The organism is Methylobacterium planeticum, assembly GCF_008806345.1.
Classification (GTDB): Bacteria; Pseudomonadota; Alphaproteobacteria; order Rhizobiales; family Beijerinckiaceae; genus Methylobacterium; species Methylobacterium planeticum.
In genome coordinates this window covers 92880-119835 of the sequence record NZ_VZZJ01000006.1, presented here as the reverse complement: position 1 = coordinate 119835, position 26956 = coordinate 92880, and the positions used below count along the sequence as shown (strand labels likewise).

At 70.6% G+C, this 26956-nt stretch carries 23 protein-coding genes and 1 pseudogene; 17 read left to right on the top strand and 7 right to left on the bottom strand.

Going from position 1 to position 26956, the window contains the following annotated elements; all coding sequences use genetic code 11:
- The first annotated feature begins 18 nt into the window (after positions 1 to 18).
- The 3 genes from F6X51_RS09480 to F6X51_RS09470 all read left to right on the top strand — a co-directional run bounded on the left by F6X51_RS09480 (position 19) and on the right by F6X51_RS09470 (position 3115).
- Positions 19 to 711: a TenA family protein gene (locus F6X51_RS09480; RefSeq protein ID WP_246696724.1), complete on the top strand. Its 693-nt coding sequence runs from the start codon at positions 19 to 21 to the stop codon at positions 709 to 711.
- A gap of 27 nt (positions 712 to 738) precedes the next feature.
- On the top strand, positions 739 to 1518 hold the full coding sequence (locus tag F6X51_RS09475; protein ID WP_407658494.1) for a DJ-1/PfpI family protein: 780 nt from the start codon (positions 739 to 741) through the stop codon (positions 1516 to 1518).
- A 133-nt stretch (positions 1519 to 1651) separates the two neighbouring features.
- The gene (locus F6X51_RS09470) at positions 1652 to 3115 is read left to right on the top strand and encodes an amino acid permease (RefSeq protein ID WP_150962992.1); all 1464 of its coding nucleotides are present in this window, start codon (positions 1652 to 1654) and stop codon (positions 3113 to 3115) included.
- Between the two features lie 12 nt (positions 3116 to 3127).
- On the opposite strand, the gene F6X51_RS09465 is transcribed toward F6X51_RS09470, so the two are convergent.
- The 3 genes from F6X51_RS09465 to F6X51_RS09455 form a co-directional block, all read right to left on the bottom strand.
- Positions 3128 to 4054: an MBL fold metallo-hydrolase gene (locus tag F6X51_RS09465; protein ID WP_150962991.1), complete on the bottom strand. Its 927-nt coding sequence runs from the start codon at positions 4052 to 4054 to the stop codon at positions 3128 to 3130.
- Positions 4055 to 4261: 207 nt separating this feature from the next.
- Positions 4262 to 5458 carry a L,D-transpeptidase family protein gene (locus tag F6X51_RS09460; RefSeq protein WP_150962990.1) on the bottom strand — a complete coding sequence of 399 codons (1197 nt, stop codon included), beginning with the start codon at positions 5456 to 5458 and terminating at the stop codon, positions 4262 to 4264.
- Between the two features lie 139 nt (positions 5459 to 5597).
- On the bottom strand, positions 5598 to 8180 hold the full coding sequence (locus tag F6X51_RS09455; RefSeq protein ID WP_150962989.1) for an ABC transporter ATP-binding protein: 2583 nt from the start codon (positions 8178 to 8180) through the stop codon (positions 5598 to 5600).
- Between the two features lie 337 nt (positions 8181 to 8517).
- On the opposite strand from F6X51_RS09455, the gene F6X51_RS09450 reads away from it, so the two are divergent.
- The 14 genes from F6X51_RS09450 (at position 8518) to F6X51_RS09385 (ending at position 22732) form a co-directional block, all read left to right on the top strand.
- Positions 8518 to 9177, top strand: a complete 660-nt coding sequence (locus tag F6X51_RS09450; protein ID WP_150962988.1) for a cytochrome c3 family protein — start codon at positions 8518 to 8520, stop codon at positions 9175 to 9177.
- Positions 9165 to 12116, top strand: a complete 2952-nt coding sequence (locus F6X51_RS09445; RefSeq protein WP_246696723.1) for a TAT-variant-translocated molybdopterin oxidoreductase — start codon at positions 9165 to 9167, stop codon at positions 12114 to 12116. The genes F6X51_RS09450 and F6X51_RS09445 overlap by 13 nt, the downstream gene beginning before the upstream one ends.
- Positions 12117 to 12121: 5 nt before the next feature.
- Entirely contained in the window at positions 12122 to 14140 is a 2019-nt protein-coding gene (locus F6X51_RS09440) for a quinol:electron acceptor oxidoreductase subunit ActD (protein ID WP_150962987.1), read from the top strand.
- Positions 14137 to 14670: a c-type cytochrome gene (locus F6X51_RS09435; protein WP_150962986.1), complete on the top strand. Its 534-nt coding sequence runs from the start codon at positions 14137 to 14139 to the stop codon at positions 14668 to 14670. Before F6X51_RS09440 ends, F6X51_RS09435 begins: the two co-directional genes overlap by 4 nt.
- On the top strand, positions 14667 to 15713 hold the full coding sequence (locus tag F6X51_RS09430) for a hypothetical protein (RefSeq protein WP_150962985.1): 1047 nt from the start codon (positions 14667 to 14669) through the stop codon (positions 15711 to 15713). Before F6X51_RS09435 ends, F6X51_RS09430 begins: the two co-directional genes overlap by 4 nt.
- A complete protein-coding gene (locus F6X51_RS09425; protein ID WP_150962984.1) occupies positions 15710 to 16180 on the top strand; it encodes a hypothetical protein in 471 nt (156 codons plus the stop codon). Before F6X51_RS09430 ends, F6X51_RS09425 begins: the two co-directional genes overlap by 4 nt.
- Positions 16181 to 16183: 3 nt before the next feature.
- The gene (gene coxB, locus F6X51_RS09420) at positions 16184 to 17149 is read left to right on the top strand and encodes a cytochrome c oxidase subunit II (RefSeq protein ID WP_150962983.1); all 966 of its coding nucleotides are present in this window, start codon (positions 16184 to 16186) and stop codon (positions 17147 to 17149) included.
- Positions 17146 to 18825, top strand: coding sequence for a cytochrome c oxidase subunit I (locus tag F6X51_RS09415; protein WP_150962982.1), 1680 nt, complete (start codon positions 17146 to 17148; stop codon positions 18823 to 18825). The genes coxB and F6X51_RS09415 overlap by 4 nt, the downstream gene beginning before the upstream one ends.
- Positions 18822 to 19493 carry a cytochrome c oxidase subunit 3 gene (locus F6X51_RS09410; RefSeq protein WP_150962981.1) on the top strand — a complete coding sequence of 224 codons (672 nt, stop codon included), beginning with the start codon at positions 18822 to 18824 and terminating at the stop codon, positions 19491 to 19493. Before F6X51_RS09415 ends, F6X51_RS09410 begins: the two co-directional genes overlap by 4 nt.
- Positions 19494 to 19522: 29 nt before the next feature.
- Entirely contained in the window at positions 19523 to 19831 is a 309-nt protein-coding gene (locus F6X51_RS09405; protein WP_246696722.1) for a cytochrome C oxidase subunit IV family protein, read from the top strand.
- Between the two features lie 113 nt (positions 19832 to 19944).
- Positions 19945 to 20775, top strand: a complete 831-nt coding sequence (locus F6X51_RS09400; RefSeq protein WP_150962979.1) for a class II glutamine amidotransferase — start codon at positions 19945 to 19947, stop codon at positions 20773 to 20775.
- Positions 20776 to 20901: 126 nt separating this feature from the next.
- Positions 20902 to 21645 (top strand): NepR family anti-sigma factor, encoded by a 744-nt coding sequence (locus tag F6X51_RS09395; protein WP_150962978.1) that lies wholly within the window; start codon positions 20902 to 20904, stop codon positions 21643 to 21645.
- A 204-nt stretch (positions 21646 to 21849) separates the two neighbouring features.
- The gene (locus tag F6X51_RS09390; protein ID WP_150962977.1) at positions 21850 to 22263 is read left to right on the top strand and encodes a DUF1236 domain-containing protein; all 414 of its coding nucleotides are present in this window, start codon (positions 21850 to 21852) and stop codon (positions 22261 to 22263) included.
- Between the two features lie 190 nt (positions 22264 to 22453).
- Complete coding sequence (locus F6X51_RS09385; RefSeq protein ID WP_150962976.1) at positions 22454 to 22732, top strand: hypothetical protein; 279 nt, start codon at positions 22454 to 22456, stop codon at positions 22730 to 22732.
- A 59-nt stretch (positions 22733 to 22791) separates the two neighbouring features.
- Here the strand turns inward: F6X51_RS09385 and mscL are convergent.
- From mscL to F6X51_RS09365, 4 genes and pseudogenes are all read right to left on the bottom strand, one after another.
- Positions 22792 to 23190 (bottom strand): annotated as a pseudogene (mscL, locus tag F6X51_RS09380) (large conductance mechanosensitive channel protein MscL); the annotation flags it as partial.
- Positions 23191 to 23307: 117 nt separating this feature from the next.
- A complete protein-coding gene (locus F6X51_RS09375) occupies positions 23308 to 24168 on the bottom strand; it encodes a CDP-alcohol phosphatidyltransferase family protein (RefSeq protein WP_150962975.1) in 861 nt (286 codons plus the stop codon).
- A gap of 14 nt (positions 24169 to 24182) precedes the next feature.
- Positions 24183 to 24893 (bottom strand): phosphatidylserine decarboxylase, encoded by a 711-nt coding sequence (locus tag F6X51_RS09370; protein ID WP_150962974.1) that lies wholly within the window; start codon positions 24891 to 24893, stop codon positions 24183 to 24185.
- A gap of 113 nt (positions 24894 to 25006) precedes the next feature.
- Positions 25007 to 26950 (bottom strand): ABCB family ABC transporter ATP-binding protein/permease, encoded by a 1944-nt coding sequence (locus F6X51_RS09365; protein WP_150962973.1) that lies wholly within the window; start codon positions 26948 to 26950, stop codon positions 25007 to 25009.
- Positions 26951 to 26956 lie beyond the last annotated feature (6 nt).

Here is a 26956-nt window from a genome sequence, read left to right as displayed (position 1 = left end):
TCGAGGGAAATGCGATCGATGTCCGGAACCGGATCCTCCGACGAGACGATGCGGTTCTCCGACGAGGCCTGGGCGCGCAACGCCGTGGCCTACGAGGCCATCCGGACGATGCCGTTCAACACTGATCTCGCCGCCGGCACCCTCAGCCGCGAGCGCTTCCGGCACTACATCGTCCAGGACGCGCATTACCTGATTGGCTTCGGCCGGGCGCTCAGCCTCGCCGCCGCCAAGGCGCCGGAGCCCGACCGCATCGTGCAGTTCGCCCGCGGCGCCGAGACCGCCATCGTGGTGGAGCGGGCGCTCCACGGGAGCTTCCTCCGCGACTACGGGATCGGACCCGAGACCTTCGCGGCGACGCCCCTGTCGCCACCCTGCGACCACTATGTCTCTTACCTCCTCGCCACCGCCTACGCGGAGCCCTACGAGGTCGTGCTCGGTGCGCTTCTGCCCTGCTTCTGGATCTACGCAGAGGTCGGGCGCGACATCCACGCCCGGGCGAAGGCCGGAAATCCGTACCAGGCCTGGATCGACACCTACGCGGGCGAGGACTTCGCCGACGCCGTCGCGGCGATGATCGACGCGACCGACATGGCCGCGCTCGGCGCCTCCCCGGCCCTGCGCGCCCGGATGCACCGCGCCTACAGTCACGCCACCCGGCTCGAATGGATGTTCTGGGACGGCGCCTACCGCGATGCGGTTTGGCCGCTCTGAGCCGAACCCGGAGGACGAGGTGAGGTCATGGCCGTGATGGACCGGCGCGGCGTCGCGGCCGCAGCGCTTGCAGGCCTCGGCCTCGCGGCGATCCGCCCGGCCTGCGCCCTCGCGGAACCGCGCTCCGATCGGCCCGTGCAGATCGCCATGCTGCTCTATCCGGGCATGACCGCCCTCGATCTCGTCGGACCGCAGACCCTCCTCGCCGGGCTCGCCCCCGGCAGCCTCCACCTCGTCGCCAAGGACGTTGGCCCCGTTCCGAGCGACAGCGGCATCAGCCTCCTGGCGACGTCGCGCCTGGACGCGGCCCCGCGCGACCTTGACGTGCTGTTCGTGCCCGGCGGCGAGGGCAGCCCGGCGCAGATGCTGGATCCCGAGATCCGCGCCTTCCTGCGCGACCGCGCGGCCCGGGCGGCCTGGGTCGCGAGCGTCTGCACCGGCTCGCTGATCCTCGGCGCCGCCGGTTTGCTCGAGGGATACCGCGCGACGTCGCACTGGTGTGTGCGCGCGAGCGTGCTGCCCCTCCTCGGGGCGCAGCCGGTCGACGAGCGGGTGGTGTTCGACCGCAACCGCGTCACGGCCGCGGGCGTCTCGGCGGGGCTCGACCTCGGCCTCGCCCTCGCGGCCCGGCTGCGGGGCGCCGACTACGCCCGCACCGCGCAACTCGTCGCCGAGTACGCGCCGCGGCCGCCCTTCCGCGCCGGCACGCCGGAGGAAGCGGGTGCCGAGATCACGCAAGCGGCACGCGCGATCCTCGAGCGCCTCAGCGAACAATCGCGGGCCGCCGCCCTGTCGATACGCGGGTGATGAAAAGAATCCTTGGCCGGCTCCTTGCAGAGGGCTGGCCGGGTCGGCGCTCTCTGCTAGCTTCAGGGATGACGGAGCCGTGACGGCCACGAGGACGCGTCGGCGCCTGCCTTCGAGATCACGGGATGGAAGCATGTCGTCCGGCGTCGCGAACGAACTGATGCGCACGAAGTCCCTCGAGCGGCTGAACGCCGACGCGGAGGCGGGCGAGCACACCCTTCAGCGCACGCTTGGGCCCTGGAGCCTGATCGGCCTCGGCATCGGCGCCGTGATCGGCGCCGGCCTGTTCTCGCTCACGGGAATCGCCGCGGCCGAGCATGCGGGCCCCGCCGTCGTAATCTCCTTCGGCATCGCGGCGCTCGGCTGCGCCTTCGCGGGCATGTGCTACAGCGAGCTCGCCGGCATGATCCCGGTCGCGGGCTCGGCCTACACCTACACCTACGCCACGATGGGCGAGTTCGTGGCCTGGATCATCGGCTGGGACCTCGTTCTCGAATACGCGGTCGGATCGGCCACGGTCTCGGTGAGCTGGTCGAAATACGTGACCCGCTTCCTGCACGAATTCGGCATCGACCTTCCGGCGAGCCTCGTCCACTCACCCTTCGAGACCTACAAGCTCGCCGACGGCACGATGGCGCATGGCCTCGTCAACCTGCCGGCGATCTTCATCATCTGCGCCGCCTCGATCCTGCTGATGATCGGCATCCGGGAATCGGCCCGCGTCAACGCCGCCATCGTGGCGGTGAAGCTCGCGGTGGTGGCGATCGTAATCGGCGTCGGCGTCTTCTACATCAAGCGCCAGAACTACGTGCCCTTCATCCCCGAGAACACCGGCACCTTCGGCGAGTACGGCTGGAGCGGGATCATGCGGGCCGCGGGCGTGGTCTTCTTCGCCTATATCGGGTTCGACGCGGTCTCGACCGCGGCGCAGGAGGCCAAGAATCCCCAGCGCAACATGATGATCGGCATCCTCGGATCCCTCGCGATCTGCACGGTGATCTACATCCTGTTCGCCGGCGTGCTGACCGGCCTCGTGCGGTTCGACGCCATGCGGGGCGACGCCGCGCCGGTGAACACCGCCATCGCGCAGACGCCCTTCCCCTGGCTCACCTCCCTCGTGACGCTCGGCATCATCGCGGGCTTCTCGACCGTGATCCTGGTGCTCCTGCTCGGTCAGAGCCGGGTCTTCTACACCATGTCCCAGGACCGGCTGCTGCCGGGGTTCTTCTCGCGCCTCCACCCGACCTGGAAGACGCCCTACCGCTCGAACCTGTTCTTCATGGTGTTCACGGGCGCGCTCGGGGGCTTCCTGCCGATCAGCCAGCTCGGCCACATGACCAGCATCGGCACCCTGCTGGCCTTCGTGCTGGTCTGCGTCGGGGTCATCATCCTGCGCCGGACCCAACCCGACGCGAGACGCGAGTACCGCACTCCGCTCGTCCCGCTGGTGCCGCTCCTGGGGATCCTCGCCTGCGGCGCCATGATGGTGTCCCTCGACGGGGAGACCTGGCTGCGGCTGGTCGTCTGGCTCGGGATCGGCCTGGTGATCTACTTCGCGTGGTCCCGCCGGCACAGCCGCATCGGGCGCGAGGCCTAAACCTGCTGGGCCTCAGGCGATCCGGGCGAGAGCCAGGGGCTTGCTCGCCTCGCTCAGGCGGGGCGATCCGACAGGGTGTCCGACCGTCGCGCCGACGAGGACGCTCTGCCGCTCGCGGGCGATGAAGGCGGTCGGCATCTCGGCCTGCATGTCGGCCTCGACGCTGTGCAGCAGCGTGTCGGTGTGGCAGGGATGCAGGTGGATGATCGCCAGGGCCTTCACGTCCGCGGCCTTGGCGAGTTCGACACCCTTCTGCCAGGTGGAATGGCCCCAGCCGCGGCAGGTCGGGTACTCGCAATCCGTGAACATGCCGTCATAGACCATCAGGTCGGCGTCGCGGACAAATTCGAGCAGGGCGGGATCCGGCCACGGGTCGGTATGCTCGATGTCGCTGATCACGCAGAGGCGCTTGCCGCCGTGCTCGAAGCGGTAGCCGACCGAGCCCTGCGGGTGGTTCAGCAGGATGGTGTCGACGCGCGTCCCGTCCGCGAAGGTGAGCGGCTCACCGGCCCTGAAGCCGTGGTGGCGCATCGTGCAGGGCAGGACGTCGAGGGTGACCGGAAACAGGGGCGGCGCGAACAGGCGGCCGAGCGCCTCTTCCGCCGAGGCCCCGCCGAGATTGCCGCAATAGGTGTTCAGGGTCCGTTCCGGGTCGAAGATCGCCGGCTTGAAGAACGGCAGCCCGCTGGTGTGATCGAGGTGAAGGTGGCTGAACAGCAGGTCGACCTGCTTGGGCAGGCCCTCGCGGTGATGCTGGCCGCAATTGTACAGGCCGGAGCCCGCGTCGATCAGGAACAGGCGCTCGCCGCAGCGAACCTCCAGGCAGGGGGTGCTGCCGCCGAACTCGGCGTAGCCGGGCCCGCTCACGGGCGTTGAGCCTCGGACACCCCAGAAGCGCAGGACAAGGCCGCCGTCCGAGGTTGGACTTTTCGACGTCATCATAACGGTTCGTTTTACCAATCGTCCTGATCTCGAGCGATCAGGAACCTGTCGCCGCGCCGTCGTCAATGCGTCTGCGCGGATCGGCCGAATGACCATGAGCGGCTCGCGCTCTCTATAGAGTGTTGAGGTGGTGAGGGGCCACTCACCCTGATGTGCGTGTCCGCACACTGCATCCGCCTCATCCCGCGTGTTTTCCCAGTGATTTCAGCGCTGCGCTAACAACTCGCGAGCGGCGATTGGGCTCCGTCCGAGCGCACGAAGAGAGCCGGCGAGGTCCGCCTGCAGCCAGCTCGGCAGGGTCTCGGTATAGGCCGCGAGCATCGGCCCGAAGCGGTCGGGCTCGCGTTCGTAGGCGGGCACGAAATTCCCTGAGCGCCGGTTGAACGACAGCGGGGATTCCGGGCCGATCCAGGTGGCCCAGACCGCCTCCGGCACCGGCGGGAGGTGGCGGCGGGCTGGGATCACCACGACCTCCTGGCCCGCATAGGCCAGGGCCTCCGGCCGGCTCACCTCGCCGAGCGAGACGCCCTTCGCGGCGAGGGAGGCCCAGAAGGCGTGCTGGCCGCCATCCGAGTAGGTGGTGCGCACGGCGGCCGTGCCCTCCTCGACGAGGGCGGCGATGCGCGCCTCCTCGACGGCGCGGCGGATCGCGACGGCGTTCTCCTTGGCCGGGTCGCGGGAGGGCGCGAAGACGTAGCGGCCGGCCTCGACGCCGACCTGGAGCTCGTCGCCCGTCGCCTCGAAACGGTCCGAGCCCTCCTTGAGCTGGCGCCAGAAGGCGATGTTCGGATCGGTCCGTTGGCGCGCCATGTTGGCGGCGGTCATGTGGAACGGGTAGGCCTGGAACTGGAAGGCCGGCTGGCCGGCATTCAGGGCGTCGCGGGCGATGGCGTAGATCTCGCCGACCGATTGATCGGTCATCGCGAAGCAGCCCATCGACGAGCAGACTCCGTGAACCATCACGGCCGAGCCGGTGCCGCCATGGGCGCGGTCGTAGGCGTTCGGGTAGCCGACATCGAAGGAGAGGTAGTAGCGCGAGTTCGGGTTCATCTGGCGCTTGGGCACCATGTAGAAGCCCTCCGGCGTCTGCCGGTCGCCGTTCTTGCGCTTGGGTCCGAGCTGGCCGGACCAGCGGCAGATCGGGAACGTCTTGATGTAGACGTACCGGCCGGTGCCGTTCTTCTTCCAGACCTCGATCTCGGATTCACGCTTGTAGGCCCGGAACAGCACCGGCGACTGGGCCGTCACGCCCTTCGCGGCCATCGCCGCGAGGGTCGCGGCGGGGATCGGCGCCTCGGCCTTGGCGTTCTGCGCGCGGGCGCCCCCCGCGAAACCGGGCAGCGCGAGGAACAGCACCAGGCAGGCGAGCCGAAGGTCCCGTGCCGTGAAGGGAAGATGCATGAGCGGCCCGACGATACGGCAGAGCTTGTAGCAGCCCCGCCGGCGGCACGCGAGACGCGCCTTCTCCGCCAAGCTGACGGCGCATTGGGGCGGGCTTGAGGCCGCGCCCTCGACCCACACCCTCCGCGCCGGAGCGTCCTCAGGCCGGCACCGCCTCCTCCGAGACCGCCTCTGCGTCGACCACGGTGTTGCGCTCCACCGCCACCACGGCGTCGAAGGCTGGCAGGTCGCGAAGATCGGCCGCGTCCGGCAGGCAGACGATCAGGCCGCGTCCCTCGCGGGCGGCGCGCAGGCGCTGCAGCCGCTCGCGGAAATCCTCCGGCTTGCGCTCGTCCAGGAGGATTGCCACCACGGCGATGTCGGGGCTGCGCACGAGGCTGCGGGCGAGGTCGATGGCGACGCGCTCCCGCGGGCCGATCGCGCCCTCGCCGAGGCTCGTGCTCGAGCCGGCGCCGCCGGGCTCGACCCGGCTGTCGAGGCCGAGCCGGTAGACCGAGCGCTCCAGCCCCTGTTCGGCCAGGACGCGCCGCACCAGCGCCCGCACCCGCGTCTCGGCCCCGGCCTCCCCGTACGCGATGCGGCCGAACAGCAGGTTCTCCTCGAGGCTCGCCGCCGCGTTGAGCCGGCCCGGATCGAAGAACTCGACCTTGGGCCGGAACTTCTGCGGCATCATCCGCGCGAAGGAGTGGCGCGCCCCGACGAGACGCTCCTCGAAGGCCGGGTCGATCAGGCCGAAGCGATGGCGGGTCTCGCTGTAGCGGAGGGAGAGGCCGATCAGGCGCTCCCGGTCGCGCTGGCCCGCCGGCCCGCGGCGCCAGCCGCTCGCCTCGGCCTGCCGGGCGACGAGATCCTCGAAATAGCCGCGCTCGGCCGCCGGGAACAGCGAGAACGCGTCGAAGAGCGGATGGTCGTTCGGCAGGTCGGCGAAGATCTCCACCGTCGAGCGCGCGACCTGCAGGCCGATCTCCGCGAGCGGGCGGCTCAGGTCCTCCGCCTCCAGCACCGCCCGCAGGTAGGGATGGCGGGCGAGGTTCGCCTGCGCGAAGGCGGCACCCACCGGCTCGCCGAACAGGATGTTCTCCCCGACCGTCGCCTGGTGGTTGTAGCGGGCCGGATCGAAGGGCTCGACCAGGCGCTCCGCCTGATCGCTCTCCAACACGGCGCGCACCGCGTGGCGCGCGGCGACGATCGCCCGGGCGAGATCCGGCTCGGCCACGGGATCGACCTGCCCGACGAGGCCGCGCGTATACGCGATGGCATCGAGGCCCGTGAGGCGCAGGATCTCGACGAGGGCCGCCTCGCTCGGAATCTCGTCGGGATGGGTGCCGTACAGGATGTTCTGGCGCAGCGAGCCTTCCATCAGGATCGCCTCGCCCGCCGCGAAGGCGATCCGCCGCGCGCGCTCGGACGGGTCGAAGCTGCGCAGGTCGTGGCCGCCGAAGGTCACCGATCCGGCCGTCGGCTCGACCTGTCCCGCCAGCACCGCCGCGAGGACCCGGCTCCCGCTCCCGCGGCCGCCCGTCACCGCGACATGCGCGGGCATCGTCAGGCGCAGGTCTACGCCGAGGAGGCGCTCGCCGCTGGTCGGATCGTAGGCCCCGACCCCCGATGCGACGAGGGCGCCCTCCGGCGGAACCGGGACGTCGTGCGTGCCCGGACGCGGGCGCCGCCCCTCGAGCCCGCGCAGGGCGCGCCCGATCTCCTCGAAGACCGGCCGCACGTCCTCGCGCACGAACCAGAAGCGCAGGCTTCCGGCGATCGTGAGCGCGGCGATCGCGAAGGCGGCGGCGGCGGCCACCAGGGCGCCGGGCTCGACGATGGCGGCTGGCGGTGCGCCGGCCCCCTCGCCGCGCCAGAGGGCGCTCCCGAGCACGATGGCGGGCAGCAGCACCGCGAGGGCGAGGGCCGGGGCGCGGGCGTAGGCGAGGCGGCGTTCCGCCCGGGCGAAGGCCCCGCGGCTCGCCAGCATCTTGCCGCGCAGGCGGGCGCGCTCGTAGGCCCCGGCGCCGTGGACGCGGATAGCGGGCATGCGCCGCACGAGGTCGACGAGGATGCGCTCGGCCGCCGCGCTCTCCGTCCGCCGAAGCTGGGTCCGGGCCCGGCTGCGCCGCAGGATCAGCGCGTAGGCGAGGCCGACCGCGAGGAGCCCGACCGTGGCCGCTGGCAAGAGACGGGGCGCCGCCAGGGCCGCCGCCAAGAGGGCCTGGACAATGGCTCCGAGCGCCATCGCGGGCACCAGGAGCCCGATCGCCAGGAGGCCGTCGATCCGCGACAGGGCCTCGCCCACGAGGTGGGCGAGGCTGCGGGCCTCGTCCCGGGCCCCGACCGGCGCGCCGAGGATCGCGCTGCTCGCGATCTCCCGCAGGCTCGCGGCAGCGCGCGATTGCGCCGCGAAGCAGAGATAGCCCACCCCCCAGGCCAGTCCCGCCAGCGCCAGGGCGGTCAGGGCCAGCGCCAGGAAGCCCGCGAGTTCGAGCCCCACCGGGTCGAGGGACCAGCCGGAGGCGAGGACGAGGTCGGCGCGGTCGCCCGGGAGCGGCAGTACGACGCGCAGGAAGGGCAGCGAGCCGCCGTCGTCGCGGGTGAGGACGCCGATGAGGTCGCGCAGGCAGAGCAGCGCCAGGGCGCAGAGCGGGCCGCCGAGGCCGAGCGTCAGGCCGATCGCGGCCGCGTGCCGGCCCGGCGCGGTGCGCCAGGCGAAGAGGATCGGGTCACGTTCCATCGTCGCCCCTGCCCGGCCGGAGGACCGGGGTCTCATCAGGATTCGGGCTTAGTGGATCGGGCGCGCGAGGCAAAGCGCGACAGCGCACCCGGCCGACGCCGCGCCGCCCGACTCCGGTGCCGATCGGCGCCTGCGACGAGGACGCGCCGCCGGTCGCCCGAACGGGAGCGGACCGCGGCCGCGACGGCCCGGCCCATTGATTTATGAGGGGGACGCCCTTCCTAAGCTGAGGCACAGAGTTTTCCGAACGCGCTAGGACGGCGATGACGGGACGATCCGGATTGCGGCACTCCGATCCCGTACCCGAGGCTCCGAGAGCTGGCCCGAGGGCCGGCTGATGGCGCAGCTGTTCTCGCCGGGCGCCGACGCGATCTACCGCCTGTCCCTCCTGACCGCCCTCGCCTGCCTCGCGGGCGTGCCCGTGATCGCGGCGGCCATCATGCGCTCGGACTACGTGACGGGCGTCGGCATCGCGCCGTCGCAGCCCGCACCCTTCAGCCACAAGCACCATTCGGGCGAGCTCGGGATCGATTGCCGCTACTGCCACACCGCCGTGGAGACCCAGGCGACCGCCGGCATCCCTCCGACCCATACCTGCATGACCTGCCACTCGCAGATCTGGGCGGGCTCGGACATGCTGAAGCCCGTGCGCGACAGCTACGGCAGGAACGAGCCCCTGGAATGGGTGCGGCTGAACCGGTTGCCGCAATATGTCTACTACAACCACTCGGTGCATGTGACGAAGGGGATCGGCTGCTCGACCTGCCACGGCGACGTGACGGCGATGCAGATGACCTACCGCGCCAACGCCTTCGAGATGCGGTTCTGCCTCGATTGCCACCGCAATCCGGAGAAGTACGTCCGCGCGCAGGATCAGGTCTGGAACATGAACTGGACCCCGCCGCCGGATCAGGCGACCCTCGGGCCGAAGCTCGTGGCGCAGAACCACATCCGGGGCGGCGAGCGCCTCGCCGAATGCTCCGTGTGCCACCGCTGATGCGCGCCGCGACCGATCTCGCCGCCCTGCGGGCGCGGCTCGCCGGCGGCGACGGGCCGGCCTTCTGGCGCAGCCTCGACGCGGTGGCGGACACACCCGCCTTCCGCGCCTATCTCGACGCCGAGTTTCCGGCCGCGGCCCGGCTCGCGGCGGCACCCGAGCGGCGCGGCTTCCTGAAGCTGATGGCGGCCTCCTTCGCGCTCGCGGGCCTTTCGGCCTGCGACGGGTTCGACGGGCGAAGCCGCGAGGTGCCCTACGTCAACCAGCCGGAGCGGATCGTCCCCGGCGCCTCGCTCGCATACGCCTCCTGCGCGCTCTTCGACGGCTTCGCGAACGGCGTTCTGGTCACCAACCGCAACGGGCGCCCGCTCAAGATCGAGGGCAACCCGGACCACCCCTGGACCCGCGGCGGCACCGACGTGTCGGCCCAGGCCTCGGTGCTCGGGCTCTACGATCCCTTCCGCTCGCAGGCCGTGCAGCATCTCGGGCGGCCGAGTTCGTGGGCGGCCTTCCGCGGCGCGCTGGCGGGGCATCTCACGGCCTGGAGGGAGGCCGGCGGACAGGGCCTCGCGCTGCTCACCGGGCCGATCACCTCGCCCGCGATGGCCGCCGAGATCGAGCGGGTCCGCCGGGCCTATCCGGGCCTGCGCTGGTTCTCCTCCGCTGGCGTGCCCCGCGACACCCTCTACGACGGCGCCCGCCAGGCCTACGGACGGCCCCTCGAGACCCTGCCGCGGTTCGAACGCGCCAAGGTCATCGTCTCCCTCGACGGCGACTTCCTCGATGCGGGGCCCGGGCAGGCCGGGCTGTCCCGCCGCTGGATCGAGGCGCGCCGTGCCGCCCACGCGGCCGGCGGCCTTCTGCCGATGCACGCCGCCGCGCCGACCCCGAGCCTCACCAGCGCCAAGGCCGACCACGCCGTTGCGGCCGGCACGCCCGAGATCGCCCAGATCGCCCGCGATCTCCTCAGCCTGCAGGACGGCGGCACCGCGACCTTCGCGGACGGGCCGCTCGGGCCGTGGCTGACGGGCGCCTTCGCGGCCCTCAAGGATGCCGGAGGCGCCGGGATCGTCACGGCTGGCCTCGCCCAGCCCGCCGAGGTCCACGCCCTCGTCCACCGCCTCAACGGCGCACTCGGCAATACGGGGACGAGCCTGGTGCACGTCGCGCCCGTTCCGCTCCTCGGAGCCGAGCCGGTCGCGTCCCTCGCCGAGGCGATCGACCGGGGCGCCGTCCAGGCGCTCTTCACCCTCGGCGCCAACCCGGTCTATGACGCGCCGGCGGCGCTCGAGTTCGGCGAGCGCCTGGAGCGGGTGCCGCTGAAGATCCACGCGGGGCTTTATTACGACGAGACCGGGGCCTATGCGGATTGGCACCTGCCCCTCGCCCATCCCCTCGAGGCCTGGGGCGACGGGCGCGCCCTCGACGGCACGGTCGGGCTGATCCAGCCGACGATCGCGCCGCTCTACGAGGGCCGCTCGGCCCACGAGATGCTGGCCCTCCTCGACCGCGGCGAGCCCGGGGACGGCCGCGCGCTGCTGCGCGACCACTGGCGCGGGGCGGGCGAGGACGACGCGGCCTTCGAGACGCGCTTCGCGGAGGCGCTGCGCCTCGGTTTCCTCTCAGATTCCGCGCTGCCGGAGGAGTCGGTCGCCCTCACGGGCGCCGCGCCGCCGCCGGCCGCGCGCACGGGGGCGACGGACGCCATCGAGGTGGTGTTCCGGCCCGATCCGACGATCTGGGACGGCGCCGCCGCCGATCTCGGCTGGCTGCAGGAGCTGCCGAAGCCGCTGACCAAGGTGGTCTGGGAGAATGTCGTCGCGCTGAGCCCGAAGCTCGCCGAGCGCCTCGGCATCGCCACGGGCGACATCCTCCGCGTCGAGGCGTCCGGCCGCGCGATCGAGGGACCGGCCTGGATCATGCCGGGGCAGGCCGCGAACACCGTGACGCTCACCCTCGGCTACGGCCGGGCCTTGCCGGACCACCTCTCGAACGGCCTCGGCTACGACGCGTCGGCGCTGCGCGGCGATTCCGGCTGGACCCTGGACGGCGCCGCGCTGAGCAAGACCGGCCGGAACAAGCCGCCCGCCACGACGCAGGACCTCGGGACCCTGCAGGGGGAGGACCTCGTGCGGGTCCAGGCCGTGGGCGCCCCGCCGGTCGGCGAGAGCGGAAGCGACGGCCTCCCCTCGTTCTACCGGGCCCCGGAGGCGGCCGATCCGGGAGGCGCGCGCGCCTGGGGCATGGTGATCGACCTCGACGCCTGCACCGGCTGCAATGCCTGCGTGACCGCCTGCCAGGCCGAGAACAACATCCCGGTGGTCGGCCGCGAGGAGGTCGAGCGCGGGCGCTGGATGGGCTGGATCCGGGTCGACCGCTACTACGCGGGCGGCCTCGACGAGCCGGACATTCATTTCCAGCCCGTCCCCTGCATGCATTGCGAGCAGGCGCCCTGCGAGGTCGGCTGCCCGGTGGAGGCGACGCTGCACGACGGCGAGGGACTGAACCTGCAGGTCTACAACCGCTGCGTCGGAACCCGGACCTGCCAGAGCTACTGTCCCTACAAGGTCCGGCGCTTCAACTACCTCGACTATACGGGCGAGATGGCGCCGGTCGAGCAGCAGCAGCGCAACCCCGAGGTCACGGTGCGGGCCCGCGGGGTCATGGAGAAATGCACCTACTGCGTCCAGCGCATCGCCGCCGCCCGCATCGACTCGGCCAAGGACGCGCACGCGCCGATTCCCGACGGCGCCGTCGAGACCTCCTGCCAGAATGCCTGCCCGACCCGGGCGATCACCTTCGGCGACCTTTCGGATCCCAACAGCCGGGTCTCCGCCGCCCGCAAGGATCCGCGCAACTACGCCCTCCTCGGCGCGCTGAACACGCGTCCGCGCACCACCTACCTGGCGAGCCTCGCGCCCGCCGCGAAGGCGGGGTGAGGCGCATGGCCGGTGCCGCCCTCGACACCGCCCGCCCGGGGCCGGTCGGCCCCGAGGCCGTGATCGGCGACATCGGCAGCACCGTGACGGGGATCCCCCTCGTCCACCCGGCGAACCGCCGCTGGTGGATCGCCTTCGCGGGGGCGCTGGCGCTGCTCGGCGTCTTCGGCGCCGCGATCGCGTGGCTCCTGCTCAACGGCGTCGGCATCTGGGGCAACAACAACGCCGTCGTCTGGGCGCTCGACATCGCCTCCTACGATTGGTGGATCGGCATCGCCTCGGGCAGCCTCCTGGTCTCGGCGGTGCTGCTGCTCCTCGGCGCCGAGTGGCGCGGCGCCATCAACCGGATCGCCGAGACGAGCGCGCTCCTCTGCACCCTCGCGGCCGGGCTCTACCCGATCCTGCACCTCGGCCGGCCGTGGTTCTTCTACTGGAACCTGCCCTACCCGAACACGCTGGCGCTCTGGCCGCAATTCCGCTCGCCCCTGGTCTGGGACGCGATCGACATCGTGTCCTACCTCGTGGTCTGCGTCAGCTTCTGGTACATCGGCCTCCTGCCCGATCTCGCCTCGCTCCGCGACCGCGCCCACGAGGCCGCCCTCGCGACCGGGAAGCGGCACGGCCGGGTCTGGCGGCTCGCGCTCCTCAAGGCCCAGCTCTACGGCATCCTGGCCGCGGGCTGGCGCGGCTCGGCCTCGCACTGGCAGCTCTGGGTCCAGGCCTACCGCACCATCGGGCTGCTCGGCGTCCTGCTGGTCATCTCCCTCCAGACCGGCGCCTCCGTGATGCTCGCCGGCTCGGTGCTGCCGGGCTGGCACGACACGATCATGCCCGTCACCTTCCTGGTGAACGCGGTGTTCTCCGGCGTCGGGGTCACGGCGGCCCTCGCGGTGATGATCCGCGCGGTCTACCGCCTCGAGGCGCTGATCACCGAGCGCCACCTCGCGATCCTCGCGCGTCTGATGCTCTGCCTCGGCCTCGCAAGCCTCTACTGCTACGGGACCGAGTTCTTCTCGACCTTCCTGCACGGGGACGCCTACGCGCGCGCTACCCTCGTCCGGCGCATCTCGGGGGCCCATGCCTGGGCCTTCTGGACGATCGTCGCCTGCATTCTGCTGCCGGTCCAGGCCTTCTGGTTCGCGTCGGTGCGGCGCTCGGCGTCCGCCGTCGCGGTGATTGGGATCCTCGTGGCGATCGGCGCCTATGCCGACCATTTCATGGTCTTGGTCGTGACCCTGCAGCAGAACTTCCTGCCCTCGTCGCGCCTCGCCTACAGCATCAGCCTCTGGGGCCTCGCGACGCTCGCGGGCTCGGTCGGACTGTTCCTGACGCTGCTGCTCCTGTTCCTGCGCTATCTGCCCGTTGTGTGGATCGCCGAGACGCGCCGGCTCGCCCTCGATCCTGCGGCGACTGCCCGTGCCGCCGCGCGCGAGCCCTCCGATCCCCTCGCGGCGACCGAGGGTGACCCACGGGATGCACCCCTCTGGGGGGTCAGCGCCGAGTTCGCCTCCGAATCCGAGCTTGCCGCCGCCGCCGAGGCGCTGAACCGCTTCCAGTCCGCGCATGTCCACCTCGACGCGCACGGCCCGGTGCCGATCCCGAACGTGCTGCATGCCCTGCGCATCCGCGACCGAACCATCCGCCCCTACGCCATCCTGGGGGCACTCCTCGGCGGCGGTGCCTTCCTGGCCATGTGCATCTACGCGACCGCCTACGACGACACCTTTCTGATCGGCGGGCGCCCGCGCTTCTCCTGGCCCTCCTTCGTGGTGCCGAGCGTGTCCTTCGCGATGATGAGCGGCACGCTGGCGATCCACCTCGCCCTCCTGGTGCTGAACAGGCTGCCGCGCCTGAACCACCCGGCCTTCAACATTCCGGGCTTCTCGCGCGCCACCGCGGAGCGCTTCTTCCTCTCGGCCGAGGCGCAGGGCGATGCCTTCGACGTCGAGCGCATCGAGGAGACCCTGGCGGACCTGCCGGCCGGCGCCGGGCGCCCGATTACGATCCGGCGGATCGTCCGATGAGCGCGCGGCGCGCCCTCGTGCTCGTCGGTCTCCTCGCCCTCGCCGCCTGCGGCGAGGCCAACATGACCGAGCAGGACCGGGCGGACACCTGGGACCGCAACGAGTTCTTCCCGCGCAGCATGACGATGCGCCAGCCCGTCGCCGGCACCGTGCCGCGGGTCGACCCGGCCCGGGAGATGCCTCAGCCGGCGACGATCACGGCCGCCATGCTCGATCGGGGCGCGGAGCGCTACGGCATCTTCTGCTCACCCTGCCACGGCAAGTCCGGCAACGGGCGCGGCATGATCGTCGAGCGCGGCTTTCCCGCCGCGACGGTGCTCAGCGATGACCGGACCCGCGCCATGAGGGCGGCCGAGATCTATCGGGCGATCGGCCAGGGCCACCGCGCCATGTACGGCATGGCCCAGATGATCCCCTCCGCCGACCGCTGGGCCATCGTCGCCTATATCCGCGCCCTGCAGACGAGCCAGAACGCCGAGGTGGCGAGCCTGCCCGAGGCCGATCGCGCCAGGCTGGAGGCCCTGCGATGATGACCGCCCTCTCCGCGCCCCGACAGGTTCTCGCCGTGACCGCCGGCCTCGCGTTCCTGGCGCTCTCCGGGCTGGCCTTCGGCTGGCGCGCGGCGATGCTCTCCTACCTCGCCGCCTGGCTCGTCCTTCTGGCGCTCCCGGCCGGCGCCCTCCCGGTGGTGATCGTCATGGAGCGCCTGGCCAGCGCCGGAGGCACGCCCGATACCGGGCTTCTCGCCGCTCTGCGCCGGCTTCTCGCGCTGATGCCGGTGGCCGCGCTCCTCGGCATCCCGATCCTGGCGACGCTCGGCCTCCTCTATCCCTGGGCGCGCGGCGCCGGAGCCGCGACCCCGCTCGCCGGCATCTGGCTCACGCCCGCCTTCGTCGCCGGCCGCGCGGTCCTGGTCCTCGGCACCTGGCTCTGGCTCGCCCGCCGGTTCTCGGCGCCCCGCGAGCGCGACGCGCGGAGCGCGATCCTCGGCGTCGGACTGCACGCGGTGATCGGGACGCTCGTCGTCACGGATCTCGTCCTCTCCCTCGACCACCGCCTCGGGTCGAGCCTCGGCGGCCTCCTGCTCCTCACCGCCTGGAGCGGCCTCGCCGTGGCGGCGGCGGTGCTGCTGGCGCCGGGCCCGGCCGGTTCGCCCGAAGGCGAGGCGCGGCTCATCCTGCTCGTCGTCCTGACCGCGCTCTGGGCCTTCCTGCACTTCGTCCAGTTCCTCGTCGTCTGGTCGGCGAACCTGCCGGCGGAGGTGCTCTGGTACTTCGCACGCGGCGGCTGGTCCGGCCGGGGTCTCGCGATCCTCGGCGGCGGCGTCGCATTGCTCGGCGCGGTCCTGACCCTGCGGCCCCGCCAGCGCACCGCTCGCCTCCTTGCCTGGCCGATCGTGGCGCTGCACGCGGTCGAAATGTTCTGGTTCGTGACGCCCGCGCTCCGCGACCGCTTCGGCCTCGGCTGGACCGATCTCCTCGCCCTCGTCGTCACGCTCTGCCTGACGCTGGCCGTCCTGCCCCTCGCGGCCCGCCTCGTGCCGGAGCCGGAACCCGCGAGGGCCGCCGCATGAGCGGGTTCAACGCGCGCTCGGGGCTCGGCCTGATCCCGGCGATCCTGGCGGCCCTCGCCCTGCGCCGCAGCGGCGTGCTTCCGAAGCGTGCCGAGGCGGCGGAGGAAGCGCACGGCTTCGAGCCGGGCTACGAGGAGACCGACGTCCAGGTCGGGCGGACGGCGCTCGTCATGGGCGCCCTGGCGGGCAGCGCCCTCCTGGCGGTCGCCCTGATGCTCTGGTTCCTGACCAGCTATTCCGCGCATGAGCGCCGGTCGCAGCCCGCGCTGACGCCGCAGCAGACGGCCCGCGTCAACCCGCCCGCCCCGAACCTTCAGCCAGACCCCTTCGCCGACATCGACCGGCTGCGCTCCGCCGACGCCGCGCGGCTCGACGGCTACGCCTACACCGACGCCGCGCGGCGGCGCGCCCGCATCCCGATCGATCGCGCCATGGCGCTGACGGTCGGCCGCGCCCTGGACCCGTGAGCGATGGGACCGCACCAGACCCCCCTCCATCTCTGGCCGGCTTCCGCCTCCGCCGTCGCGGTCGAGACCGACTACCTGATCCTCGCCTTCACGGTGCTGACGCTCCTCCTGACGGTGCCGGTCTTCCTCGGCATCACCTACTTCGCGATCCGATACCGCGACGGCGTCGAGGCGGACCGCGAGACCAGCGGCCTCCGCTCGAACCTGATCGAGATCAGCTGGATGCTGATCCCGTTCCTCCTGACGCTGATCTTCTTCGGCTGGGGCGCGCGCCTGTTCATCCTATCCAAGAACCCGCCCGCGGACGCGATGGTCGTCGAGGCGATCGGCCGGCAATGGATGTGGAAGTTCCAGCACCCGACCGGGCAGTCCGAGATCAACGACCTGCACCTGCCGATCGGCCAGCCGATCCGGATCCGCATCATCAGCCAGGACGTGATCCACGCCCTTTACCTGCCGGCGTTGCGGATGCAGATGGCGGCCCTGCCCGACCGCTACACCGAGCTCTGGTTCAAGGCCGACCGGACCGGCACCTACCGCCTCTACTGCTCGGAATATTGCGGCACCGACCACTCGGTCATGGACGGCAACCTCACCCTGATGACGCAGAGCGACTACCAGCACTGGCTGACCCACGGGGGCGCACAGATCACGGCCGTCGCGGCGGGACGCGCGATCTACAACGCCTATGGTTGCGGTGCCTGTCACGATGCCGGGTCCACCGTGAAGGCGCCGAAGCTCGCCGGCCTCTACGGCCGGGAGGTGAGGCTCGCGGATGGCCGCAGCGTCACGGCCGACGAGACCTACCTGCGCGAGAAGATCCTGAACCCGAACGGCAACCGGCTCGCCGAGGGCTACAAGCAGATCATGCCGAGCTTCGCCGGGGTGATCGCGGCCGACGATCTCGGCCGGCTGATCGACTACCTGAAGGCCTACAACCAGGCCGCCGACGGGGAGGCGACGCGATGAGCGGCACCAGCGCGATCGATTCCGGCATCGCCGAGCGCGAGCCCCACATCCCGGAGCCGACCCTCGACCGGCCGGCCGACTACCTGCACGCGCAATCCACCCTGCGCTCGTGGTTCCTCACCACCGACCACAAGCGCATCGCGATCCTCTATCTCGCCAGCATCACGGCGTTCTTCATCATCGGAGCGGTGGCGGCGGGCGTCGTGCGCCTCGCCCTCGTGGTGCCGAACGGCGCGATCATGACGAACGACACCTACAACAAGGCCTTCACCATCCACGGCGTCGTGATGGTGTGGTTCTTCCTGATCCCGTCGATCCCCGCGACCTTCGGCAACTTCCTGATCCCGCTGATGATCGGCGCGAAGGACCTGGCCTTCCCCAAGCTCAACCTGACGAGCTGGTACATCTTCATGGCGGGCGCGCTCTTCACCATGGTGTCGGTGGTGCTCGGGGGCGTCGATACCGGCTGGACCTTCTACGTGCCGCTCTCGACCGCCTTCTCGAACACCTGGGTGCTGCCCGCGCTCATCGGGGTCACGATCGTCGGCTTCTCCTCGATCCTCACCGGGCTGAACTTCGTCGTCACGATCCACACCATGCGCACCCCCGGCATGACCTGGTTCCGGCTGCCGATCTTCGTCTGGGCGCATTACGCCACGAGCCTGATCTTCCTGCTCGCCACCCCGGTGATCACCACGGCCCTGATCCTGCTGATCATGGAGCGCGCCTTCCATATCGGGGTGTTCGACCCGGCCCATGGCGGGGACCCGGTGCTGTTCCAGCACCTGTTCTGGTTCTACTCGCACCCGGCCGTCTACATCATGGTGCTGCCCGGCATGGGGGTGATCTCCGAGATCGTGCCGGCCTTCGCCCAGAAGAAGCTCTTCGGCTACCGCTTCGTCGCCTACGCGTCGATCGGGCTCGCCTCGGTGACCTTCTTCGTCTGGGGCCACCACATGTTCGTGAACGGGCAGAGCGACCTCGCGAGCCTCGCCTTCTCGGTGCTCTCCTTCGCGGTGGCGGTGCCCTCAGCGGTGAAGGTCTACAACTGGACCGCGACGATCCATAAGGGCCGCATCCGCCTCGACACGCCGATGCTCTACGCCATGGGCTATATCGGCCTGTTCGTGCTCGGCGGCCTCACGGGGCTCTACCTCGCGACGCTCGCGATCAACCAGCACATCCACGCCACCTACTTCGTGGTGGCGCATTTCCACTACATCATGGTCGGCGGCACGGTGCTGGCCTTCCTCGGCGGCCTGCACTTCTGGTGGCCGAAATTCACGGGCCGGATGTACAACGAGGCCTGGGGCCGGATCTCGGCCCTGTTCATCTTCATCGGCTTCAACGTCACCTTCTTCCCGCAATTCATCCTCGGCTATCTCGGCATGCCGCGGCGCTACGCGACCTATCCGCCCGAGTTCCAGCTCCTCAACGTGCTGTCCTCGGCGGGCGCCACCATCCTGGCGGCGGGCTACGTCTTCCCGATGATCTACCTCGTCTACTCCCTGTGGTTCGGGAAGCGCGCGCCCGCCAACCCCTGGGACGCGAAGGGGCTCGAGTGGGAGACGACCTCGCCCCCGCCGCCGCACAACTTCCTGTCCCTTCCGAGCGTCCCGCCCGTGCCCTACGATTACCCGATCCAGGAACGGGAGACCCGGAGCCAGCACCGGTGAGCCGCGGGGCCGAGGCGCAACCGGCGGCCGGCGTCGGCGTCGCGCGGGTCGCGCATTTCGCCACGGTGGAGCAGCAGCGCCACGCGGCGGTCCTGGGGATCTGGGCCTGGCTCGTGACCGAGCTCCTGCTCTTCGCCGCCCTGTTCCTCGTGGCCCTGATCCTGCGCGTCCAGCACCCCGAGGCCGTCAGGGCCGCGGCGCTGCACCTCAAATTCTGGGTCGGCGCGGTGAACACCGTGGTGCTGATCTGCTCGAGCCTCACCATGTCGATGGCGATCGCGTTCTCGCGCATGGGCTGGCAGCGCGCGATGGTGCGGGCGATGCTGGCGACCGCCGCGCTCGGGAGCCTGTTCCTCGTCCTCAAGGGCTACGAGTATTACGCGGATTACGAGGAGCACATGATGCCGTTCCTCACGGTGCGCCCCTACGCGCTCGCCGAGACGCCGGCCACGCGCCTGTTCGTGAACCTCTACTACGTGGCGACCTCGCTGCACGGTCTGCACCTGTTCACCGGCATCAGCATCCTGCTCGGCATGACCTGGATGGCCGCCAAGCCCGGCTTCCTCAGCCGCCACCAGAACTGGATCGAGGTCTACGGCCTCTACTGGCACTTCATCGACCTGATCTGGATCCTCGCCTTCCCGATCCTCTACGTGGTCAACCGATGATCGGCGAACGAGGCCCCCGGGATGACGTCGTGACGCCGCTCCGCTCCCTCGGGCCGGAGGACCGCGCCCTCCTCCGGCGCCACCTGCGCGCGCCGATCCTCACCTTCCTGGCGCTCCTCGGATTGCTGGCCGTCAACGTCACCCTCGGGGCGACGCTGCCCTTCGCGCATGTCTGGGTGGTCGAGCTCCTCGTGGTCACCGTGATGGTGGCGATCATCCTGCTGGTCTCGATGGAGGTGCGCCGCGAGCCGCCCCTCGTGCGCCTGTTCGCCGGCCTTGGATTCTTCTGGGTCGCGATCCTGATGGGAATGACGCTGACGGATTATCTCGCGCGCTGAGCCCGCACTGGCCGGTTGTTCCGCACACCCAAGGCTTCTAAACCTCGGCCGAAGCCCCCGCGCGCCGGGCGCTGCCTCCCGCCCGCGCGAACATCAAGGCCGAACGAGTCCCCATGTGCGAACTGCTCGGCATGAGCGCGAACGTGCCCACCGACATCCGCTTCTCCTTCGCCGCGCTGGCGCGGCGGGGCGGCGAGACCGGTCCGCACGTGGATGGCTGGGGCATCACCTTCTACGAGGGGCGCGGCTGCCGCAGCTTCCACGATCCGGAGCCGAGCGCGCGCTCGGAACTCGCCAAGCTCCTGCGCAACTATCCGATCAAGAGCCGGATCGTGATCGCCCATGTGCGCAAGGCCAATCGTGGCCGCGTGTCGCTGGAGAACACCCACCCCTTCACCCGGGAGCTGTGGGGGCGGCGCTGGACCTTCGCGCATAACGGGCAGCTCCGGGGCGTGAAGAAGCTGCCCCTGAGGGGCTTCGAGCCGGTCGGAACCACCGACAGCGAGCACGCCTTCTGCTGGATGATGGGCCAGCTCCAGGCCCGCTGGGGCGCGTTGCCGCGCCCGGCCGTCCTCGACCGCGCCGTGGCCGATCTCTCGGCCGAGCTGCATGCGCTCGGCGTCTTCAACATGCTGCTCTCCGACAGCCGCAGCCTCTACGCACATTGCGGCAAGCGCCTCTGCTACCTCACGCGCTGCGCGCCGTTCGGCACCGCGACCCTGATCGACGAGGATTGGCGGGTCGACTTCGCGCAGGAGACCACCGAGCAGGACATCGTCACGGTGATCGCCACCCAGGCCCTGACCCGCGACGAACTCTGGACCGACGTGGCGCGGGGCGATGTGCTGGTGCTGCGGGATGGCGGCATCCGCCTGCTCAAGCCCCGCTCGGGCCCGGCTTCCCGGTTTGCGACGCGCCAGCCGCCTGTTGACGCGCGGGCTTAAGCTCGACCGTGTGGCGGGCCGGAAGGGTGCGCTCCGCGGCGCGATGCGCTACAACAGACGCAAACCCCCGCGCTTGCCGGAACCGGACCGCCGGCCAGCGCCGACCTTCCAAGAACAAGACGAGCCATGAGAAGCGACGAGATTCAGACCGCCCCTGACCGCCGCTTGGATCAGGATTCGGATGCCCGTCCGAACCTGTCGCCGAGCATCCGCACGCATCTCGGCGACCACCTGCGGACGGCCTACGAATCGATCGGCCAAGCCGATCTGCCGAGCCGCTTCGCCGACCTGATCGAGAAGCTCGAGGCCGCCCTGAAGGCGCGCGGCGAAGCGATCGAGCCCGAGTTCCGCAACGGCCTGCTCGCCGCGGTGCCGAGCCTGCGTGCCTTCGCGCTGTCGCTGACCTCGAACCCGGCCCGCTCGGACGACCTCGTGCAGGACACCCTGCTCAAGGGCTGGCAGCACCGGGCCCGCTTCCAGCCCGGTACCAACCTCAACGCCTGGCTGTTCACGATCCTGCGGAACATCTTCTACTCGGATCACCGCAAGCGGGTCCGCGAGGTCGAGGACCAGGACGGCTCCTACGCGGCGCGCCTCGCCACGGCTCCGCACCAGGGCGACCGCCTCGACGTCGAGGATCTGCAGAGCGCGCTGGCGAAGCTCCCGCCGGACCAGCGCGAAGCCCTCGTGCTCGTCGGCGCCGAAGGCGTCTCCTACGAGGAGGCCGCCACCATCATGGGCTGCAAGGTCGGCACCGTGAAGAGCCGGGTCAGCCGCGCCCGCGGCCGCCTCGCCGAGCTTCTCGGCTACGACGAGGAGGATCTCGGGTCCGACCGGTTCATCCAGTCGGCGATGCCGAAGGACGCCTGATCCCGCGCCATCCGCGCGCCAGGGCTTGGATTCCGGGGCCGCGCGGCGGCCTCGGCGCAACGGATTTGCACGTGTGACGCGCAGTCGAACAAAAGTTCACCATGTAAACTTTTGACGCATCCGTTTCCGGAAGTCGTGCGTTACCGGCCCAAGCTCCACCCTGCCGTCAGGCTTGGTGGAGAGCTGGAAACGGAGACTTCTCACATGAACATCAAGACGCTTCTCGCAGCTTCCGCGATCGCCCTCGCCCTCCCGATGGCCGCGCAGGCCCAGGGCCTCGTGCGCGGCGCCGAGCAGGGCGCCCGCGACGGCGGCGACGCGGCCGGGCCGGTCGGTGCGATCGTGGGTGGTGCGGTCGGCGCCGCCACCGGCACGGTCGGCGGGATCCTCGGCATCGACGACCGTCCGCGCTTCCGCAGCTACGTCACCGAGCGTCGCGTGCGCTCCTACGATTACGACGGCAGCGTCGCCGTCGGTACGGTGCTGCCGGGCTCCGGCGTGACGTATTACGACGTGCCGGACGATTACCGGGTGAAGCCCGGCTACCGCTACACCGTCGTCAACGATCGTCCGGTGCTGGTTGACCGCGGCCATCGCATCGTCGAAGTGATCGACTAACCCGATCGACCCCGATCCGGCGGCGCCATGCGGCGCCGGCCGTGACGAGCCCCGGCGCCAGAAGCGCCGGGGCTTTTTTCGTGCCGGTCCCGTGTCGAGATTCACAGAGGTGGAATATCCGAAGGTCGGACTGCGCAACGCTCCGCCCGACCGCACGTTGTTGCGTTCAGGTGGTGGGAGATTTCAACCGATGCGTGACGACGACGTTCAGCCGCAGGTGGTTCTTCCGGAGCCGGTGCGCGATCACCTCGGTCAGCAACTGCGCACGGTCTACACCGTCGAGGGCGGGAAGCCGCAATTCCTCGGGGACGCCGAGACCCCGCCGGAGGAATTCGAGCCGCAGATCAAGCGCTTGGAGACCCGCCTGAAGACCCATGAGGAGGGCACCGTCGCGGTCGAGAACGCCCTCGACCGGATCCTCGATGCCTTCGGGGTCCAGGCGGAGGACGGCAAGGACGCCGCCCGATAGGCGATTCTCCGCGCCTGCGCCGGGTCCGTCAGGCTGCCGGCCGTGTCGCCAGGATATACGCGGATCTCGGCCAGGATCTTCACGTCGGCCGGCACTTCGGCCACCGCTTCCGGCTTCTTCTCCTCGCGTGCCGCGAGCTTGTTCATGGCGCGAATGACCAGGAACAGCACGAAGGCGACGATCATGAAGTTGAGCGCAACCGTGATGAACTGCCCGTAGCCGAGCACGGCGCCCTGCTTCTTGGCCTCCGCGTAGGCGAGGCCGGCCTGAACCTTCGACGAGAGCGGAATGTAGTAGTTCGAGAAATCGAGCCCGCCGGTGATCGCGCCGATCACCGGCATGAACACGTCCTGCACGGCCGACGTGACGATCGCCCCGAACGCGGCGCCGATGATCACGCCGACCGCGAGATCGACGACGTTGCCCCGCAACGCGAACTTCTTGAATTCCTCGAGCATCCCGGGCTCCCGTCATCCGGCCGACCGAACCGGCCCGCGCGAGCCTAGGGGCCGGATGCGTGCCGCGACAGGGGCGGGCGCGCCCTGTCCACGGCACGATGACGCGGGACCGCCGGCTCAGACGCCCCCCGGCGAGGAGCTCTCGGCCTGCGCGGGCTCAACCTGCGCCGGCACGTCCAGGCGGGCCGGCTCGAGCTTTGCCCGGCGCCGGTACTGGGCGGCGCCGACCGGGATCACCGCGAGGTAGGCGAGGCTGATCGCCACCATGGCCTCGAACGGGTAGCTGATGAACAGGCCGAAGGTCGCCACGCCCGCGAGGAAGATCGGCAGCACCCAGGCCCGCGGCACGCGCTTGCCCATGGTCTTTCCCGAGAAGGTCGGGACCGTCGAGACGACGAGGAGCGCGATGCACAGGACGTAGCCGAGGACGATCGGGGCCGCCCATTTCTCGAAGGAGAGGCCGAGGAAGTGCAGGTAGAGCGGCAGCATCGCAGTGAGCGCCCCCGCGGGGGCCGGCATGCCGACGAAGAAGTCCTTCTTCCATTCCGGCCGGTTCGGGTCGTCCAGCATGGCGTTGAAGCGGGCGAGGCGCAGCCCCATCGCGATGGCGAAAATCAGCGCCACGATCCAGCCGAGCGAGCGCAGGTGGAACAGGGCGAAGCCGTAGAGGATGAGCGCCGGGGCGCAGCCGAAATTGACGAAATCGGACAGCGAATCGAGTTCCGCCCCGAAGCGCGAGGTGCCTTTCAGGAGCCGCGCCACCCGCCCGTCGACGCCGTCGAGCACGGCTGCCACCACGATGGCGATCACGGCGGGCTCGAACTTGCCCTCGAAGGCGAGGCGGATCGCCGTGAGCCCGAGGCAGAGCGCCATCAGGGTGATCATGTTCGGGGCGATCATCCGGAACGGCACCGGCTTGAAGCGGCGCGGCTTCGGCTCGTTCGGGTCCGGGTCGAAGGGCGGGAAGAGATCGTCCATGGGGGCCGCCTCCCTCAGATGCGCCGGAATTGCCGCTCGGGCCCGCCGGAGAGGTCGGCGAGCACCGTCTCGCCCGCCACCGCCTTCTGGCCGAGGCCGACGAGGACCCGGGTACCGGCCGGCAGGTAGACGTCGACCCGCGAGCCGAAGCGGATCAGGCCGAAGCGCTCGCCGACATTGAGGGTGTCGCCGGCGCTGACGAAGCCGACGATGCGGCGCGCGACGAGGCCGGCGATCTGCACCACGCCGATGCGCAGGGGCTCGCCCCTGTGCATCGTCTCCATCACGAGGCCGTTGCGCTCGTTGTCCTCGCTCGCCTTGTCGAGCTCGGCATTGAGGAACAGGCCCGGCGTGTAGTGGATCTGCCCGATCCGTCCCGTCACCGGCACCCGGTTCACGTGGCAATCGAACACGTTCATGAAGACCGAGACCCGGACCATCGGCACGGGCGGCAGGTCGAGCTCGGGGGGCGGCAGCACCGTCGCGATCAGGTTGACGCGGCCGTCAGCCGGCGAGACCACGAGGCCGTCCGCCACCGGCGTGACCCGCTCGGGATCGCGGAAGAAGTAGCAGACCCAGAGGGTCAGGATCAGGAAGATCCAGCCGAAGAACTGCGAGAAGTAGCCGGCCAGCACGGTCAGGACGATGCCGATCAGGATGAAGGGGTAGCCCTCCTTGTGGATCGGCACGAGGACACGCCGGATCGTCTCGAAGAGATCGGTCATGGAGGTTCAGGCACTCTTGCGGTCGGCGGGACGGGAACGCCCGCTCCGGCCGGGCGGATGGCAGCCCCGGAGGCTCCCGTCAACCGCCGCGCCGGATGCGCGCCCCGCGGCGGCTACTCGGCGAGGACGGGTTCGGGCACCGCGCCGCGCCCGGCCGGCGCCGAATCGACGCGGCGCAGGGCGGCCTCGTCCTCGGCGCGCTTGAGGGCCTCGCGCGCCGCGTCGGCCTCGCGCTGGCGGTTCCACATCGCGGCGTAGACCCCGCCGGCGGCGAGCAGCCCCGCATGGTCGCCGCGCTCGACGATCACGCCGCGATCGAGCACCAGGATCTCGTCGGCGTTGACCACCGTCGAGAGCCGGTGGGCGATGACGAGCGTGGTGCGCCCCCGCGCGACCCGGTCGAGGGCGTCCTGGATCTCGCGCTCGGTGAAGGAATCGAGCGCCGAGGTCGCCTCGTCGAGGACGAGGATCGGCGGGCTCTTCAGGATCGTGCGGGCGATGGCGACGCGCTGCTTCTCGCCGCCGGAGAGCTTGAGGCCGCGCTCGCCGACCGGCGTGTCGTAGCCCTCCGGCAGGCCGGAGACGAAGCGGTCGATCTGCGCGAGGCGCGCGGCCTCGCGCACCTCCGCCTCGCCCGCGTCCCAGCGGCCGTAGCGGATGTTGTAGCCGATCGTGTCGTTGAACAGCACCGTGTCCTGCGGGACCATGCCGATGGCCGCGCGCAGGCTGTCCTGGCGCACGGCCGCGATGTCCTGCCCGTCGATGAGGATGCGCCCACCCTGCGGCTCGTAGAAGCGGAACAGCAGCCGCGACAGGGTCGACTTGCCGGCCCCCGAGGGCCCGACGATCGCGACGGTCTTGCCCGGCGGGACCGCGAAGGAGATGCCTCGCAGGATCGGCCGGTCCGGGTTGTAGGCGAAGCGCACATCCTCGAACCGCACCTCGGCGCTGCCGACCGCGAGGGCCGGCGCGTTCGGCCGGTCCACGATCTCGGGGTTGCGGTGCAGGATCGTGAACATGTCGTCGATGTCGATCAGCGCCTGTTTGATCTCGCGGTAGATCATGCCCATGAAGTTCAGGGGCATCGAGAGCTGCACCAGCATCGTGTTGACGAGGACGAAGCCGCCGATCGTGGTCCGGCCCGCCATGATGTCGCGCGCGGCGAGCCACATCACGATCGTCATGCCGATGGTGAAGATCACCGCCTGCCCGGCATTGAGCACCGCGAGCGAGACGTAGGTCTGGGTCGAGGCCTTCTCGTACTTCGCCATCGAGCCGTCGTAGCGGGCGGTCTCGCGGCCCTCGGCGCCGAAATACTTCACGGTCTCGTAGTTCAGGAGCGAATCCACGGCCTTCGTGTTCGCGTCCGTGTCCGAGTTGTTCATGCGGCGGCGGATCTCGATCCGCCACTCGGTCGCCTTGTAGGTGAAGCCCAGATAGGCCCCGACCATCCCGAGGACGACCACCGAGTAGAGCCAGTCGAACTCGTAGGCCAGGACGCCGATGACGAGCAGGAACTCCACGATGGTCGGCACCAGCGTCAGGACCATCAGGCGCGACAATTCCTCGATGCCGCCCCGCCCGCGCTCGAGCACCCGGGTCAGGCCGCCGGTCTTGCGCTCGAGGTGGAAGCGCAGGGACAGCCGATGCATGTGCTCGAAGGTCTCGAGCGCGAGGCGCCGCACCGCGTGCATCGCCACCTTGGCGAAGAGCCCGTCGCGCACCTGCGTCAGCCCCGCCATGAGGATCCGCGTGAGGCCGTAGAGGCCGATCAGCAGCATCGGGGCCGCGAACAGCCCGGCCGGCACCGGTGTGCCCTCCTTTGCGCCGATCACCGCCACGAGGGCGTCCGTCGCCCACTTGAAGGTGAAGGGCGTCACCATGGTGGCGAGCTTCGCCACGAGCAGCAGCCCGAAGGCGAGGAAGACGCGCTTCTGCAGGTCCGGCCGGCCGTGGGGCCAGAGATAGGGCCAGAGCCGGCGGTAGGTCGCGACGAGGCCGGGGCGTTCCGGCGGCACGGGGGTGCCGCGCGCCGCGGGCGCGGGATCGGGTGTCATGCGGGG